General features: G+C 64.1%; 15 protein-coding genes. 9 read left to right on the plus strand and 6 right to left on the minus strand.

The features are described from left to right. Positions 1-28: 28 nt before the first annotated feature. Positions 29-1,093 carry an ABC transporter substrate-binding protein gene (locus tag PCO31010_RS05230; RefSeq protein WP_150663252.1) on the minus strand — a complete coding sequence of 355 codons (1,065 nt, stop codon included), beginning with the start codon at positions 1,091-1,093 and terminating at the stop codon, positions 29-31. A gap of 171 nt (positions 1,094-1,264) precedes the next feature. Between PCO31010_RS05230 and PCO31010_RS05235 the strand changes: the two genes are divergently transcribed. From PCO31010_RS05235 to PCO31010_RS05245, 3 genes are all read left to right on the plus strand, one after another. Beyond that, on the plus strand, positions 1,265-2,155 hold the full coding sequence (locus tag PCO31010_RS05235; RefSeq protein WP_246184444.1) for a LysR substrate-binding domain-containing protein: 891 nt from the start codon (positions 1,265-1,267) through the stop codon (positions 2,153-2,155). 298 nt (positions 2,156-2,453) lie between these two features. Then, positions 2,454-3,221, plus strand: a complete 768-nt coding sequence (locus PCO31010_RS05240; protein WP_174984357.1) for a response regulator transcription factor — start codon at positions 2,454-2,456, stop codon at positions 3,219-3,221. Between the two features lie 99 nt (positions 3,222-3,320). Beyond that, a complete protein-coding gene (locus PCO31010_RS05245) occupies positions 3,321-3,809 on the plus strand; it encodes a cupin domain-containing protein (protein WP_246184445.1) in 489 nt (162 codons plus the stop codon). Between the two features lie 115 nt (positions 3,810-3,924). Here the strand turns inward: PCO31010_RS05245 and PCO31010_RS05250 are convergent, their stop codons facing one another. The 5 genes from PCO31010_RS05250 to PCO31010_RS05270 form a co-directional block, all read right to left on the minus strand. Next, positions 3,925-5,124 carry a cytochrome P450 gene (locus tag PCO31010_RS05250; RefSeq protein WP_150663255.1) on the minus strand — a complete coding sequence of 400 codons (1,200 nt, stop codon included), beginning with the start codon at positions 5,122-5,124 and terminating at the stop codon, positions 3,925-3,927. Beyond that, positions 5,111-6,274 (minus strand): anti-sigma factor family protein, encoded by a 1,164-nt coding sequence (locus PCO31010_RS05255; RefSeq protein WP_150663256.1) that lies wholly within the window; start codon positions 6,272-6,274, stop codon positions 5,111-5,113. The genes PCO31010_RS05250 and PCO31010_RS05255 overlap by 14 nt, the downstream gene beginning before the upstream one ends. A 13-nt stretch (positions 6,275-6,287) precedes the next feature. Beyond that, the gene (locus PCO31010_RS05260) at positions 6,288-6,845 is read right to left on the minus strand and encodes an RNA polymerase sigma factor (RefSeq protein ID WP_246179349.1); all 558 of its coding nucleotides are present in this window, start codon (positions 6,843-6,845) and stop codon (positions 6,288-6,290) included. A gap of 244 nt (positions 6,846-7,089) precedes the next feature. Next, positions 7,090-7,632 (minus strand): cytochrome b, encoded by a 543-nt coding sequence (locus PCO31010_RS05265; protein WP_150663257.1) that lies wholly within the window; start codon positions 7,630-7,632, stop codon positions 7,090-7,092. Next, positions 7,629-8,729, minus strand: coding sequence for a catalase family peroxidase (locus PCO31010_RS05270; RefSeq protein ID WP_246184446.1), 1,101 nt, complete (start codon positions 8,727-8,729; stop codon positions 7,629-7,631). Before PCO31010_RS05270 ends, PCO31010_RS05265 begins: the two co-directional genes overlap by 4 nt. A gap of 202 nt (positions 8,730-8,931) precedes the next feature. Here PCO31010_RS05270 and PCO31010_RS05275 point away from each other — a divergent pair, with 202 nt between their 5' ends. The 6 genes from PCO31010_RS05275 to PCO31010_RS05300 all read left to right on the plus strand — a co-directional run bounded on the left by PCO31010_RS05275 (position 8,932) and on the right by PCO31010_RS05300 (position 14,527). After that, the gene (locus tag PCO31010_RS05275; RefSeq protein WP_150663259.1) at positions 8,932-9,504 is read left to right on the plus strand and encodes an RNA polymerase sigma factor; all 573 of its coding nucleotides are present in this window, start codon (positions 8,932-8,934) and stop codon (positions 9,502-9,504) included. After that, complete coding sequence (locus PCO31010_RS05280; protein ID WP_150663260.1) at positions 9,501-10,361, plus strand: anti-sigma factor family protein; 861 nt, start codon at positions 9,501-9,503, stop codon at positions 10,359-10,361. The genes PCO31010_RS05275 and PCO31010_RS05280 overlap by 4 nt, the downstream gene beginning before the upstream one ends. A gap of 122 nt (positions 10,362-10,483) precedes the next feature. Next, positions 10,484-11,512 (plus strand): acetamidase/formamidase family protein, encoded by a 1,029-nt coding sequence (locus tag PCO31010_RS05285; RefSeq protein WP_150663261.1) that lies wholly within the window; start codon positions 10,484-10,486, stop codon positions 11,510-11,512. A 94-nt stretch (positions 11,513-11,606) separates the two neighbouring features. Continuing rightward, positions 11,607-11,864, plus strand: coding sequence for a XapX domain-containing protein (locus tag PCO31010_RS05290; protein WP_150663262.1), 258 nt, complete (start codon positions 11,607-11,609; stop codon positions 11,862-11,864). Positions 11,865-11,874: 10 nt separating this feature from the next. Then, positions 11,875-12,066: a DUF1427 family protein gene (locus tag PCO31010_RS05295; RefSeq protein ID WP_046292445.1), complete on the plus strand. Its 192-nt coding sequence runs from the start codon at positions 11,875-11,877 to the stop codon at positions 12,064-12,066. Between the two features lie 91 nt (positions 12,067-12,157). Further along, a complete protein-coding gene (locus PCO31010_RS05300; protein ID WP_150663263.1) occupies positions 12,158-14,527 on the plus strand; it encodes an acetamidase/formamidase family protein in 2,370 nt (789 codons plus the stop codon). Positions 14,528-14,552 lie beyond the last annotated feature (25 nt).

Below are 14,552 nucleotides of genomic sequence, written 5' to 3' on the forward strand. Positions count from 1 at the left end.
CGCTCAACGTCCGAATTCACTTAATCGCTTAGCGCTCGATCTGACGATTCCAGCGCTGCGTCCATTCGGCACGCTTGGCGTTCACGACATCCCAGTCGACACGCACGAGCTTGTCGATCTGTGCGGGCGACGGTACGCGCGCGGCGACCGACATCGACAACTGGGTCTTCTTGTTGGACGGTGCCACGCCCTGGCTTTCGGCCAGCACGGCTTGCGTCTGCGGCGAGAGAATCATCTGGATGAACTTCTGCGCGAGGGCATCGTTGGCCGACTTGTCGACCACGCACATGCCCATGCCGAGCGCCACCGCGCCTTCCTTCGGATAGACGAACTCGACCGGAATGCCCTGCTGACGCAGCGCCTGCACACGGCCATTACCCCATACCGCCAGCGCGACTTCGTCGGCCTGGAACAGCTCGGCGATCTTGCCCGGCGACGGATCGAACGACAGCACGTTCGGGGCAATCTTTTCCATCTCCTTGAAGCCCGGATCGATGTTGCTGTCGCTGCCGCCGTTAAGCTTCGACTCGACGAGCAGCGCATGCAGACCGTACGTGTTCTTGATGCTCGGCATCACGAGCTTGCCCTTGTACTTCGGGTCGGAGAGTTCCTTCCACGACGTCGGCGCGGGCCATCCCTTCGACTGGAACAGACGCGTGTTGTAGGCGATGCCGGTCGCGATCAGACCGGCCGCCACAGCGTTGCCGCTCTTGAACTTCGCGATGTCGTAGAGATCCTGATAGACCGGCGCGTCGGCGAGCTTGCCGCAGAAGCCCATCTGGATGGCTTGATACATCGGACCGTCGTCGAGGAAGACCACGTCCATGCCAGCCTTACCCTTTTGCGCCTGAAGCTTCGCGAGCGTCGTCGTGGAGTCGCCCGGCACGATCACAACCTTGGTGCCCGGGTTGGCCCGCTCGAAGCCGGGAATGACGTCTTTCTTCAACATCTGTTCGAACGAACCGCCGTACGCGCCGACATACAGCGTCGTATCGGCATGCGCGGCGGCAGCGCCAAAAACCAATCCCGCACCGACAGAAATCGCGGCGGCACGGCCAAGCTTGCGAAGCGTTTGGGGGACGACAGTCTTCATCGGGAAGCTCCTTGCGTGATGCAGTGTTATGTGATGTTATGGCCCGGCATTACGAAAAAAATGAAACTATTGCGTGGTTTTCGTAGAGTCATTTTCGACACACGCACGGTCAAATCACATTTTTTTGCTCCGCCATACGCAAATGTTATGGGGGAGCGGAGACAAGCTTCGATGAAGATCCGGCAGTTGGAGGCATTTCGCGCGCTGATCCTGCGTCAGACGGTCACTCGCGCGGCGGACATGCTCCACATCTCGCAACCGGCCGTCACGCGACTGATCAACGATCTGGAAGCCGACGTAGGGTTTTCCTTATTCGACCGGAGCAACGGCCGACTGAATCCGACGCCCGAGGCGATGGTGCTGTTCGAGGAAGTGGAGCGCTCGTTTGCGGGCATCGACCGCATCGCGCAGACCGCCGAGCAGATCAAATCGTTGCGACGCGGCTCGCTGCACATCGCAGGTGCGCCCGCGCTTGCGCTGGAGTTTCTGCCCACCACGCTGACGGGCTTCATGCGCGAGCACCCCGGCGTGAGCACGACGCTGCTGATTCATGCGTCGAGCATCGTGGTGGATATGGTGGTCGGGCGTCGTTGCGATGTGGGCTTCATCGCGCACCCGCTCACGCATGCGGGGGCCAACGTCGAGATACTGCACCGCGCCCCCATGCGCTGCATCCTGCCGCTGGGCCACCGTCTCGCCGACCGGGACGTCATCCGACCGGAGGACCTGCGCGACGAATCCTTCATTTCCTATCCGAAGGAATTCGATAATCGGATGTACATCGACCGGCTCTTTGCCGAGCGGCAGATCGATCGGGTGATGAGCGCAGAATCCCAGTTGTCGGCAGCGATATGCGTGCTGGTCCAGCACGGCGCCGGGGTAGCGATCATCGATCAGGTCACCGCGCGCTATGCGGCCGGTCGGGTGCTGGTCAAACCGTTCGAACCGGTCGTCATGTCAGGCTTCTCGCTGGTCACGTCCACGCAGCATCCACCCTCACGGCTGGCACAGGCGTTCGTCGACTACACGAAACAACGCATGGTCGAGCTGCTGGCCGATTGAGCCCACTTGAGCCTGACTTGCCAACGAAGCATGGCGACGTCGGCCGCCCTGCCCCAAAACGACGCGTCATTGCCCCAACGCAGGGCGTCAGCATCAGGACTTTCCGTTTACGTCAACTAGCATCCCCACGCATTGCGTCTCGATACAGCAAGCCTTCAACAGGTCGATGCAAATTCCTCAAGTTTCTTTTGGCGGACTGAAGTGTTTTAAGCATGACAACGCGATTCCCGACAATTTTTCTCTCGGGCACGCCAGATGCATGAAACAACGAATTCGAGTTCGGCAACAGGAGCATGAAGTGAAGTTTGCAGTTCTTACGTCAGACATCGGGCTCTTCGAGGCCATCCGCCAACGCCTCAGTGCCGATGGCGAGTGCCAGCGCTTTGACGACGCCGCCCAATATCTTGTGGCCGCCTCGCGCATTCCCTATACGGCGGCACTCGTCGATGCCGCACTCGGCCCTCTCGACTTGCAGGGCGTTCTCGCTCGCCGCCGCGGCACGCGCAGCGCAGGCGCGCTGGTCATCGGATTCGGCACCCCGTCGTGGATGCTCGACCTGTCGTTTCGCGCCGGGTGCGACGACGTGCTGCCCTTCCCCGTGGACGTGGCCGAGTTGCAGACGCGTCTGGCGATGACGCTGCACCGGCGCGCCTCGGCCAACGCGGCTCGCAGCGAAGACCTGCTCGAAGTCGGGGTGTATCAGCTCGACCGTGGCCGGGACACGGTGGCGGTCGGGGGCATCGAGGTCGAACTGACGGCCCGCGAGTTCGCGCTGGCGTGGCTGCTCTTCTCGGCCCCGGACATGCGGGTGAGCCGCGCGCGCATCGCGTCGCTGATCTGGCGCAGCGACGAAGCCTCGGCGGCGCGCAGCATCGAGCAGCACGTCTATCTGCTGCGTAACCGGCTCGGCCTGCGCGGCGAACACGGTCTCGTGCTGCGTGCCGTGTACGGCGGCGGCTACTGCCTTGGTGCACGCCCGCAACGCTCACTAAGCCCGGTCCGTAGTACGCGCGCCACAGGCGTCGCCTCGCACACGCAGTCCTTGCCTGAAGTCTCTCGCGATTGATAAGCTCTCGCCCGGCCCGCTGGCGGACGCCTGCCGTCCGGCAGCGCACGCGCCATTCAGGGGCAGACGAAAGTCAATAAAGACAACAGAGACAACGATATGCTGCAACGCAGGACCCATGGAACGGCACGCAAGGCCGCCGTCGCGCTGATGACGTTCGCGCTGTATTTCACGATTTATGCCGGTGACGCAAACGCCGCAGCGCTCCACCCCATCAAGGTGAACAAGCAGGAGCTGGCCGGTCCCGTCTTCGACCGCGACGACGCGGTGCATGAAAACGAAGACGGCAACGACACCGTTGACGTCACCACCTTCACCTCGCCCGACAAGGCGTTCCAGACCGGCGTGTTCAAGTCCGGCCCCGTGCGCGAAGAAATTCGCTCGGCCCCCGGCTATCCATACACGGAACTGCTGGTGTTCCTGAGCGGCGGCGCGAAGTTCACGTCGAGCGATGGCACGGTCGTGGAAGCCGGTCCGGGCGAAGCAGTCACGCTGCCCAAGGGCTGGACGGGCGTGTTCGAATCGAAGGGCTACACCAAGTTGTACGCCGTGTACGACACCGACGCCCCCTCGCACATCGACCAATAACCCCGTCCGAACCGGTATCACCAGACAACGCGGCCCGTCACCGATGAAGTGACGGGCCGCGTTGCTTTGGACGACCGGACTGAGACCGTCGAACGGTCCCGTCTGGCGTCCGTCTTCAGTAATTCGCCATCAACGACGCCACACCGCGCAGGCTGTGGCGTCGATGCCAGCGCAGGTCGTCCAGACCGGTGATCGTCAGGTTCGGGAAGCTGCTGAGCAGCTTGTCGAGCGCGATTTGCAGCGTGGCCGTCGCGAGCCGTGCGCCGAGACAGTGGTGGATGCCCGCACTGAACGAGATCAACCGGCCGTGGTTTTCCCGCCGGAGATCGTACCGGTCCGGGTTGTCGAACTTCGCCGGATCGCGGTTGGCCGCACCCAGCAACATGAACACTGTCGTGCCGGTCTCGACAGCGACATCGCCCACGCGCACCGGCGAGAGCGCCGTACGCGCGACCATCTGCACCGAACTGTCGAAGCGCATCGCCTCGACAACGGCCCCCTGCGTGAGCGACGGATCGCTGCGAAGCTGCTGCCATTGCGCCGGATCGCGATACAGATGGATCAGCGCATTGCCCAGCATGTTCGACGTCGTCTCGTGCCCTGCGACGAACAGCAGCAGCATGTTCGCCACGATTTCCTCGTCCGACAGACCGCCCTCCCCGCTCGTAGCGACAATCAGTGCAGAGAGCAGATCGTCGCCCGGCTGACGGCGGCGTGCGCGCAGCAGACGGTCGAAATACGATTCGAGCGTCACTGCGCCCTTGTTGGCGTCAGCCAGCCCGGCCTCGTCGAGCGGCGCGAGATCGAACGCCCGCACCAGCGCGGCGGCACTTTCCCCGAGCACCTGCCCGTCCGCTAGCGGCACGTCGAGCAAGCGGCAGATGATACGCAGCGGCAGCGGCGTGCAGTAAGCCGCCATCAGGTCGACCGGACCGGTCGCAGGCATCGCTTCGATGAGGCTGGCCGCCTGCCGATGCATATCGCCGGAAAGGTCCTCGATGCGTCGCGCGTTGAACGAGTGCATCAGCAGCGTGCGCAGACGCGTATGTTCCGGCGGATTGGCCATCAGGAACATGCGGCTGATCGCGCGAAACACCGGTTGCTCGACGGCGAGCGGGCCGTAGCGCGCAATCACGCTCGGCATGTACGCCTTACCCATGCGGCGATCGTGCAATAGCGCTTCGATCAGGTCGTAGCGGCCCGTCATCATCAACGAGGGGCCGATGGGCACCAAATCGCCAGCCTGGCGCAAACGTTCGTAGATCGGATAAGGATTATCGAAAAATGCGGGAGACGAAAAATCAGCGAGGTTCATAAGTCTTTGAAAGGGGGGCGTCCGCCATCGCATCGGTGAACGGCTGCAAGTCACCATTGGCTTGCAGGCCCGGCGGCGTGGTGCCGCCGTCATAGAGCACCGGCACGACGTCGTTGGCGAGCGCGCGGGCAATCGGCAGCAGATCGCTCGACCCGGCCAGGGAGACCAACGCGAACATTTGCCCGTCACGGCGCCACGTCACCGTATCCATGGGGGGAATGGTCTGTGCGGAGGGGCCGTGCGCCAGACGCGTGTCTTTCACGACGTAGATCGCCACGGGCGGCCCTTCGCGGGGCAGATAAGCCATCTGAACGACGGCACGGCCGTCGAACTGTAAGCGCTGCAAGCGCTTGAACTCCATACCGGCACGGCGCAGATCGGGCACGACCAGTGGAATATCGTCGCGGTGGCGGATGGCGCGCACCGTGGCGATGGCCTCGGCCGCTTCGTCGTCGAGCGGATCGAGGGTCGCTCTGGCAAAGAGCGATTGATACGAAACAAATGCGCGCACCCACGGCTCGTAAGATCCGTGCCACGCGTTGGCGGCCTCCGGCGGCGACGCCGCCACACTGTCGACATCCAGATTGCCCGCGACGGATATGGCGTGCGAGATAGGCATAGGCGTCGGTGCCGGGCCCTCGGTCAGAAAGCGTGCACCGGCGCTGGCGACCAGCACGGCGAACGCCGTCGCGCCCGCTGCGAAACCGCCGATCTGCCACCAGATCACACGTGGCGGCTTGCTGACGGACGGCGTCGATTCATCGAACTCGCAGTCGAGCGAACTGCGACGCGCCACACCGTCCGGGCTGCGGACGTGAACGCGTCGCCCCTCACTCCTCTCCCGCCTCTCCTGCCTCTCCCGCCCGGCGCGGACGAAGCGCGCGTCGTTGGCGCTGGCGATATGCGAGGGCACATCCAGCGTCGTGCGCCCACGCACAAGCGTGCGCACCGTCGACACCAGATCAGGTGGAACCGGCGCGGTGAAGCAGGTTCCGTACGCGGCCTGAAACGGCAGATCGGACGCGTACAACGCCACCACACGCGCAGCGATGTCCGGCGAACTCGCTATCGCAGCTTCGACCTTGGACGCGGCATCCTCGCTCAGGCTACCGTCTACATAGGAGAGAAGAATCTGGTCGGTGATCACCATCGGGTCGTCACCTTCACGTCGGCGTTTCGCCAACGGCGGAGGTGCCGCGTCGACGCGGCGTCACATCGAACTGCACGCCCAGACGCTGACGCGCAGCCGACAAACGGCCCATGACCGTGGCAACCGGCACATCGAGAATCTGCGCCGCCTCACGATAGCTGAAGCCTTCGACCGCGACGAGCAGCAGCGCCACGCGCTGCGGCGTGGGCAGCCGCTCGACGGCATCGACGATCTGGCGGTGTCCGACATGCTCGTCCGGCAATCCCGACACGGAGTCAGCAATGTTCTCGAGCAACGTGTCGTCCCATGCGACGCCGCCGCGATTGCGCACGTTACGCGCCCGCAGTTCGTTAAGCCACAGGGAATGGACGATGGAGTAGAGCCAGTTCAGCGGCGCACTGTCGGGCCGCAACTGGGCGTCGGCACGCTCAAGCGCACGCACGCAGGCGCGCTGCACGAGGTCTTCGGCGTCGTGACGGTCGCCGGTGAGCCGCAACGCGAACGTCCACAGCTTCGGCAACATGGGGAGCAGCAGCCGCGCAAACCCCGAATCGTGCTCGAACTGCATCATGTTCACTCACCACTACGGCGACGGGCCGAAAGATTCGCATTATTCCCAAGTCGATATCGCGAAAACATAAAAATCTTTGCAAATCCCTCTCAATACAGGCCTCAATACAACTCATCGACATCTAGATGACCGGACCATGCGGCCTGCGGGCGTTTCATGAAAGAAACGACGGGATGCCGAAACTGCGCATCCCGTCGTCATTTCGCTACACAAGCTCAAGCCGTCAGAAGCTCTCAAACCCGAATTAGGGCCGATGCCCCCGCGCCATGCTGGAAAACACACCGTCGCGCTTGATAAGGCCGTGCATCAGCGCCGCCGCAAGATGCCCGATCACGAGCGCGAACAGCGCGAACGCCAGCCACGTGTGCAGCGCGCGCAAGACCGCAAACAGACGCGCATCCGCCGACACCAGTGGCGGCAGATGACAGGCACCGAACAACGTCACCGGATAGCCACCGGCCGACACCATCGCCCAACCGATCAACGGCATCGCGAGCATCAGCGCATACAGCATCAGATGCGACGCTTTGGCAATCGTCTGCTGCATCGACGGCACGCTGTCGGGCAGCGGCGGGCTGCCGCGCTTGATGCGCACGATGATGCGAAGCACGACCAGCGCGAGAATCACGATGCCGAGCGGCCTATGCAAGGCGATCAGCGTGGTGTGCGCCTGCGTCAGCGTGCTGACCATGATGACCCCGATAAACAGCATCGCGAGCATGGCGATCGCCATGCCCCAGTGCAACCAGCGCTGAACGGGACTGAAGTGAAGATGGGGGCGATTCATCGCGAACGGGCCTCCTGAGTCGTGTTGCCTTGCGGTGCATCGGGAGCACCGTTCAACGCTTCTTCGCGCGTGCGACGCTTGTACGACAGCGCGTACGCAGCCGAGCGTGCTGCGAGTAGCGGATCGTCGGACGGCTCGATGCCCGCAGGCAGAATCGTCGGATCGAAGTTGACGTCGCGGCATGCGCCATCGTCTTGCGACGCCGCCCGCGACAGCACCAGCGTGCCCGCATCGACCTGCTTGCGCGAGGCTGGCCACTGGCGTGTGGCATCGTCGGTCGGATCGCCCGGATCAGCCACGGTCACCACCAGATGCCAGCGCACCGGCCCCTGCTTCAGACGCTCGTACAACTCGCTTGCGAGGTAATTGGCGTCGCCCTTCTCCTTGTCGGTCACGGTGTCGAAAGGCAACTCCGGCTGCATCGACCAGCGCACGGCCGTGCGTTGCCCGTTGGCGTCGACGAAATAGAACGCGTTGATGCCGTAGTACGCCGCGTTGGCGTAGCTCGACGACGGCGGATGCCCCTTGACCCAGTCGCGGAACGGCTGCGTGTCGGGATGCGCGGCAAAGAACGCCTGCAACTTCGCCGGATCGGGCTTGCCGGTCGACGGATCGGGGCGCGACGCGTCAAGCTGCGCGTAGAACTCCTCCGGTGTGCGCACGGCGAACAGCGGTGTCGTGTTCATGCCGGTGCGCCACTGCTGGCCGTCGGCTAGCGTGAACATCAACGCCATGCTGCGAATCGGTACGCTGTTGTCCGAGGCGGTCGGGTTCGGTCCGGGAATCGCGAAACGGCCGGTCACGGGGGTGCGTCCGGGGACGAAGACGAGCGCCTTGGACAGCGACGCCGCGCCTCCATTACTCTCGAAATATCCGTCCACGCACAGGCCCTTCGCGTGATTGCGACGGAAGCCTTCGTGAATGCCGCCGTTCGACTCGAACGTATCGATGACGGTACGGGGGCTCAGGCGCTGCGGCGTGAGCCACCCGGCAGCGTAAGCAAAACCGCCCGCGAGCAGGCCGACAACGGCGACGATGGCCGCCGCCCGGCAAGGCACGCAAATGGCGCGAGGATCGGACGAGGAAGGTTCGGTCACGAATGAGGCTCCTTGTGATGACGTCCCGGGGCAGGTTGCCGGATGAGCAGATCGTGGAAACACGGGCGTCTTCACGGTAAAACACATCCGCGCGGCCCTTATTCCGTCGTCGCCCGTTTTATTTTCGGTTTCATGGAATAAGCGAGCAGCCACGCGTGTTGACCTCTTATGGCACGGCTCACCGCATTCGATCTCTGACGGCATGGATATTCGCGACCAGTTCTATCACCACGTCCCGCGACTGCGGCGGTATGCCCGCGCGCTCACGGGCAATACCGAGCTGGCCGACGACCTGGTGCAGGACACACTGGAGCGCGCCCTCTCCCGCCACACGATGTTCGAAGCGGGCACGGACGCCCGCGCATGGCTTTTCACCATCATGCATAACCTGTTTCTCAATCAGCAACGCCGCGCGCCCGCGCAGGCGACCCACGTCTCGCTGGACGAAACTAACATTGGCGACCTAGTCGAGCACGACGTCAGTCACGCATCCGTTCAGATGCCGACGTCCGACCCCGCCCGCCGTCTCGAAATCCGCGATCTCGACGAAGCACTGCGGCATCTCCCCGACGAGCAACGGGCCATCGTCCTGCTCGTGGGTCTGGAAGACATGAGTTATGCGGACGTCGCCGCCACGTTGCGCGTGCCGATCGGCACGGTAATGTCGCGGTTATCGCGCGGTCGGCAACGGCTGCGCGATCTCATGGCCGGAGGGACACCGTCCACCCAGTCGGCCCAGACAGGACCGTCAGCCAAGCTCAAGGTGGTGCGATGAACGAACCCAACCGCCCGATCGACGATAACGAACTGCACGCGTACGTCGACGGGGAATTGCCCCCGCAGCGTCGTGCAGAACTGGACAACGCCCTCGCCACCGACCCGGCGCTCGCGGCGGCCGTGAGCGAACTCGTCGCCCTGCGACGCGCGCTGCACGAGCGCTACGACGATGTACTGGATGAACCGGTGCCGCCCCGGTTGCAACGTCCGGCAGACGTGCAGGCGCCGATGCCGCGCGGCAAAGTCGCCGCCAACTGGCCCCGGTTTGCCGGGCTGGCCGCCGCGCTGGTCGTCGGCATCGGCATTGGCGTTCAGGGCAATCGCCTATGGTCGGCGCGGGAAACGAATGCGTCCGCCATCGCCATGCGCGAGGCAGCGCCATCGCTTGCCACCGCCGCCGACGGTGCGGCGCGCTTCGCCCGACGCGCCGCCATTGCGCACGTCGTCTACATGCCCGAAATTCAGCGCCCCACCGGCATGGACGGGGAGTCCGAAGCACGTTTCTCCAAGTGGATCGCAAGCCGTCTGGAAACCGCCGCGCAAGCGCCGGACCTGTCCTCGCGCGGCTTCCACCTGAGTGGCGGACGCGTGCTGCCCGACAGCGACGAACACGTCGTGCAGTACATGTATCGCAACGACGCGGGCGAGCGCATCACCGTGTGCATCTCTCCGGCCGGTGTCGAAGGACAGCCCGCCGCTTTCCGCTTCTACGAGGACGGTCCGGTCAGGGTTTTCTACTGGGTCGACAAGACGTTCGGCTATGCGATCTCGGGCGGTATCGACCGCGCGACGCTGACGGGCCTGTCACAGGACGTGTACGCGTCACTGGAGATGCGTGGGACGGGTAAACGTTAGTTCCTCCCAGCAATAGAGAAGGTGTCAAACGCTCCTAATCGTGCGTTTTTGTCGGGCACTACCATGACTTCACCGTGAACTGTGTTTGCGGGCAGTCAGACAAAAACTCTAGGAGACATGGCATGCTTCACGACCTTCCCGCACGGCCCGACACGGTGCACTGGGGCTATTTCAACGCCGCGCAAACCCCGGCCCTGACCATCAAGAGCGGCGATTTCATTCGCGCCGAAGCCGTTACCCATCATGCGGGCGACGCGCCCGACCTGATGATGGACGACGCCGTGCGCGCCATCTACGACAAGATTCCCCACGAAGACCGCAACCCGGGCGTGCACATCATGACCGGCCCGATCTACGTGGAAGGCGCGAAGCCGGGCGACATGCTCGAAGTGCGCTACCTCCAGATGATTCCGCGCTTTCGCTTCGGCGCGAACGTCGCCGCCCACTGGGGTCAGCTCTACGACGACTTCCAGAAAGAGCGCGTGACCATCTACGAACTCGACAACAGTTCGAACACCGCGCACGCCCTGTTCGCGTTCGACTATCCGGGCAAGCTGACCACGCCGGGCAAGGTGGTGGACCATCGTGAGTGCTGCAAGCAGCCCGCGCTCGCCGGTGTGCGGGTGCCGGTGCGTCCGCACCTCGGCACGGCGGGCGTCGCGCCTGACGCACAAGGCCGCGTGAGCACGGTCGAGCCGGGGCTGCACGGCGGCAACATCGACAACTGGCGTATCGGTGCCGGGGCGACGATGTACTACAAAGTGCAGGTCGACGGCGGCCTCTTCTCCATTGGCGACCCGCACATCTCGCAGGGCGACGGCGAAATCAGCGGCACGGCCATCGAGGCATCGCTCAACGTGCTGTTCCAGGTGGTGCTGCGCAAGGACTTCGAATTCCCGTCGCCGCTACTGGAGACGCCCGACTGCTGGATCGTTCACGGCTTCCATCAGGATCTGGACGAAGCGGGCAAGAACGCCGCGCGCGACATGATCAAGCTGCTCACCGAGCAACAGGGCCTCTCGCGCGACGACGCTTACTCGCTCATGAGCGTGGCGGCCGACTTCGGTGTGACGCAGGTCGTCGACGGCACGCAAGGGGTGCACTGCACCATGCCACGCGGCATGTTCCCGCCCAAGTCGTCCAAGACCTGAGCGCTCTGGCTGCCTGCCCGGTGTGCCCGGACGTCAAGGGTGCGCCGTGCGGTGCGCGGCATTTCATGTTGTCTCTTCATCGGGAGACGCTTCCATGCAATACGTCTATGTCGGGCGCAACGAGCTTGTCGCCCTGATCGTCGGTCTGGTCACGGGCACGCTGTACTCGTGGCTCAACCTGCCGATTCCCGCCCCGAATGTGCTCGGCGGCATCTTCGCCATCATCTTCACGTATCTCGGCTATCTGATCGTGAATGTGTGGCGTCGCTCGGTCACGTTCGGACGTCCGCCCGCCCAGGGTCTGGATACGTCGCTGAACGCCCGCCCCGCCAACTCGTCCAGCCGGTCCTGAGGAGGTTGTCATGGTAGAAATCACACTTGGCGCGACGGAGTTGCAGGCCGCCGCCGTCGGACTCGTGACCGGTGTGCTTTACACCGGCGTACGCGCACCGATTCCGGCCCCTAACGTCCTCGGCGGCATCTTCGCCATCGTCGGCACGTTCATCGGCTTCGCCTTCGTGGCGGCGATGCGCGGGCAGTTGCACTTCGGCTGACGCCCTTGCACTATTGACGCCAGCCCCGGCGCAGCGACTCACAAGCGCTGCGCCGGGGTGTCGTCGTTGTCATTTCTGATGGAGGCCGGACTTGGATCGTGCGCACTTTTCAACGGAGTCCTATGCCCAGGACCAGCGCGGGCCCGCATGGCAGGCGCGTCTGCTCGACGCCCGTCTGCACTTTCGTCCGCCACCGGCCGGAGAACCGCTGCACGGCACGTTGCTCACGCATCGCACGCCCGCCGGTATCGAACTCTCGGTGATCTCGTCCACGCCGCAAACCGTATCGGCGCGCGCAGGCGGTGAGCGTGGCTTCCTGCTCGTCATGCTGCTCGACGGTCAGATGACGCTGGCCAGCGCAAGCGCACTCGATGGCGAGACGCTGGCCGCTGGCGACATCGCGTGCATTCCGGGCGCACAGAGCGCCGACCTCATCGCCCGCACGCCGTTCCGGCTGATTTCGGTGCACGTGCGTCACACGCTGATCGCACCGCGACTGGGCAGTGCGCCGCCCGTGCAGACATGCAAGCTGCCCGACAGCGTCTCGCGTCTGTTCGGCGCGCTGCTCGGCGGACTCGCCATGCAACTCGACGCGATGCAGGACGCCGATCCGCACGCGCTGGAACCCGTCGAGAATGTGATTCTGGAATGTCTCGCCTCGGCGCTCGCGGCGGCCAAACCACAAGCGTCGACCCACCTCTCGACGTCGCGCGGCATCGTGTTCACGCGCATCTGCCACCGCATTCAGGCCCGTCTGGCCGAGCCGGATCTGTCGCTATGCGCCATCGCGAAAGACGAGCACGTATCGGACCGGTATCTGCGCAAGCTCTTCGAAGACGCCGGTCAAAGCTTCTCGTCCTACCTGCGCAATAGTCGTTTGCAGCGTTGTCACGCAGATTTGCAGAATCCCGCGTACGACCAGTTGTCGGTGTCGGACATCTGCTATCGCTGGGGTTTCAACGATCCGTCTTACTTCAGTCAGGCTTTTCGCGAGCGGTTTGGCGTGTCGCCCAAGGCAAGCCGCGATCAGGCACTGCGTTCCCGTGCGCTGCCAGAGCGCGCGCGCATCTCGCGCGGACACCCCGATGTGCCTGCCGGGCTGGCGCATCGAACGAGCATTGGTCCGGCGGCGGCGATGGCCCTCTCAGAGCGCGACGCAATACCCGGCAGCGTCGCCCGTCCCGCCCTGCCCCATGACGCCGGACAGCACCACTATCTGCGCGCGACATGCGACTCGGTGCATTGGGGGTATCTCAGTCACGATCTTCCCCCCGTGCTCACCGTCGCGTCGGGCGACACTGTGACCGTCGAGACACTCACGCAGCATGCGACCGACGACTGGGAGCGCATGATTCAGGGCGATCCGGGTGCGCAGAGCGTGTTCCACTGGACGGCGACGCAGAAGAACGTTGACCGGCGCGGCGCGGGACCGATGGACGCCTCCGTCTATGGACGCGGCGCAGGTGAAGGCTTCGGTGTGCACATCTGCACCGGCCCCATCGCCGTCGAAGACGCGATGCCGGGCGACGTGCTCGAAGTCCGCATTCTCGATCTGCATCCCCGGCCGAGCGCGAATCCCGAGTTCGCGGGCAAGGCGTTCGGCAGCCACGCGTCGACGTGGTGGGGCTTTCACTATCAGGACATGCTCACGTTGCCGCGCGAGCGCGAGGTCGTGACGGTGTTCGAGATCGATTGCCATGATGATGCAGAGGAAGGCACCGACGTTGCCCGCGCCATCTACAGCTTCCGCTGGACGCCGCAGCAAGACCCCTTCGGCGTGGTCCATCCGACCATCGACTATCCCGGCGTGCCGGTCGATCACACTCGCATCACCAAGAATTTCCGGACGCTGAAGAACGTCGAGATTCCGCTGCGCCCGCACTTCGGCGTGCTTGCCGTCGCGCCTGCGCAAGACGGTCTGATCGACTCCATTCCGCCGTCGAGCTACGCGGGCAATCTCGATAACTGGCGCGTGACGCGTGGTGCGAGCGTCTTTCTGAAAGTCGCCGTGCCGGGCGCACTGCTCTCCATCGGCGATCCGCACGCCTCGCAGGGCGACGCCGAACTCGGCGGCACCGCCATCGAATGCTCGCTTACGGGCAACATCCAACTGGTGCTGCACAAGAAGGCTGCCATCGAAGCACAGGCGCCGTACGCGGATCTGACCTATCCGCTGGTCGAGACGCCCACGGAGTGGATCATCCACGGCTTCAGTTCGCCGAACCATCTGGCCGAGCTGGGACAGAAGGCGCAGAGCCAGATTTACATGAAATCGACGCTCGACAGCGCCCTGCGCGACGCCTTCCTCAAGGCGCGCCGCTTTCTCATGCAGGTCAAGCGGCTAACAGAGGACGAAGCCACCGCGATTCTTTCGGTCTCCGTCGATTTCGGCGTGACGCAGGTCGTCAACGGCAACTGGGGCGTGCACGCGATTATTCGAAAGGGGATGTTCAACGACTGAAGAAAACCGCAAAATCGGCAAATCG

The organism is Pandoraea commovens (genome assembly GCF_902459615.1).
GTDB lineage: Bacteria > Pseudomonadota > Gammaproteobacteria > Burkholderiales > Burkholderiaceae > Pandoraea > Pandoraea commovens.

Bases quoted from the DNA above. Each gene is read 5' to 3' on its own strand.
- PCO31010_RS05265 (WP_150663257.1), bottom strand. From the start codon at position 7,632: ATGAATCGCCCCCATCTTCACTTCAGTCCCGTTCAGCGCTGGTTGCAC.
- PCO31010_RS05285 (WP_150663261.1), top strand. From the start codon at position 10,484: ATGCTTCACGACCTTCCCGCACGGCCCGACACGGTGCACTGGGGCTAT.
- PCO31010_RS05295 (WP_046292445.1), top strand. From the start codon at position 11,875: ATGGTAGAAATCACACTTGGCGCGACGGAGTTGCAGGCCGCCGCCGTC.
- PCO31010_RS05290 (WP_150663262.1), top strand. From the start codon at position 11,607: ATGCAATACGTCTATGTCGGGCGCAACGAGCTTGTCGCCCTGATCGTC.
- PCO31010_RS05275 (WP_150663259.1), top strand. From the start codon at position 8,932: ATGGATATTCGCGACCAGTTCTATCACCACGTCCCGCGACTGCGGCGG.
- PCO31010_RS05230 (WP_150663252.1), bottom strand. From the start codon at position 1,093: ATGAAGACTGTCGTCCCCCAAACGCTTCGCAAGCTTGGCCGTGCCGCC.
- PCO31010_RS05280 (WP_150663260.1), top strand. From the start codon at position 9,501: ATGAACGAACCCAACCGCCCGATCGACGATAACGAACTGCACGCGTAC.
- PCO31010_RS05245 (WP_246184445.1), top strand. From the start codon at position 3,321: ATGCTGCAACGCAGGACCCATGGAACGGCACGCAAGGCCGCCGTCGCG.
- PCO31010_RS05255 (WP_150663256.1), bottom strand. From the start codon at position 6,274: ATGGTGATCACCGACCAGATTCTTCTCTCCTATGTAGACGGTAGCCTG.
- PCO31010_RS05260 (WP_246179349.1), bottom strand. From the start codon at position 6,845: ATGATGCAGTTCGAGCACGATTCGGGGTTTGCGCGGCTGCTGCTCCCC.
- PCO31010_RS05250 (WP_150663255.1), bottom strand. From the start codon at position 5,124: ATGAACCTCGCTGATTTTTCGTCTCCCGCATTTTTCGATAATCCTTAT.
- PCO31010_RS05235 (WP_246184444.1), top strand. From the start codon at position 1,265: ATGAAGATCCGGCAGTTGGAGGCATTTCGCGCGCTGATCCTGCGTCAG.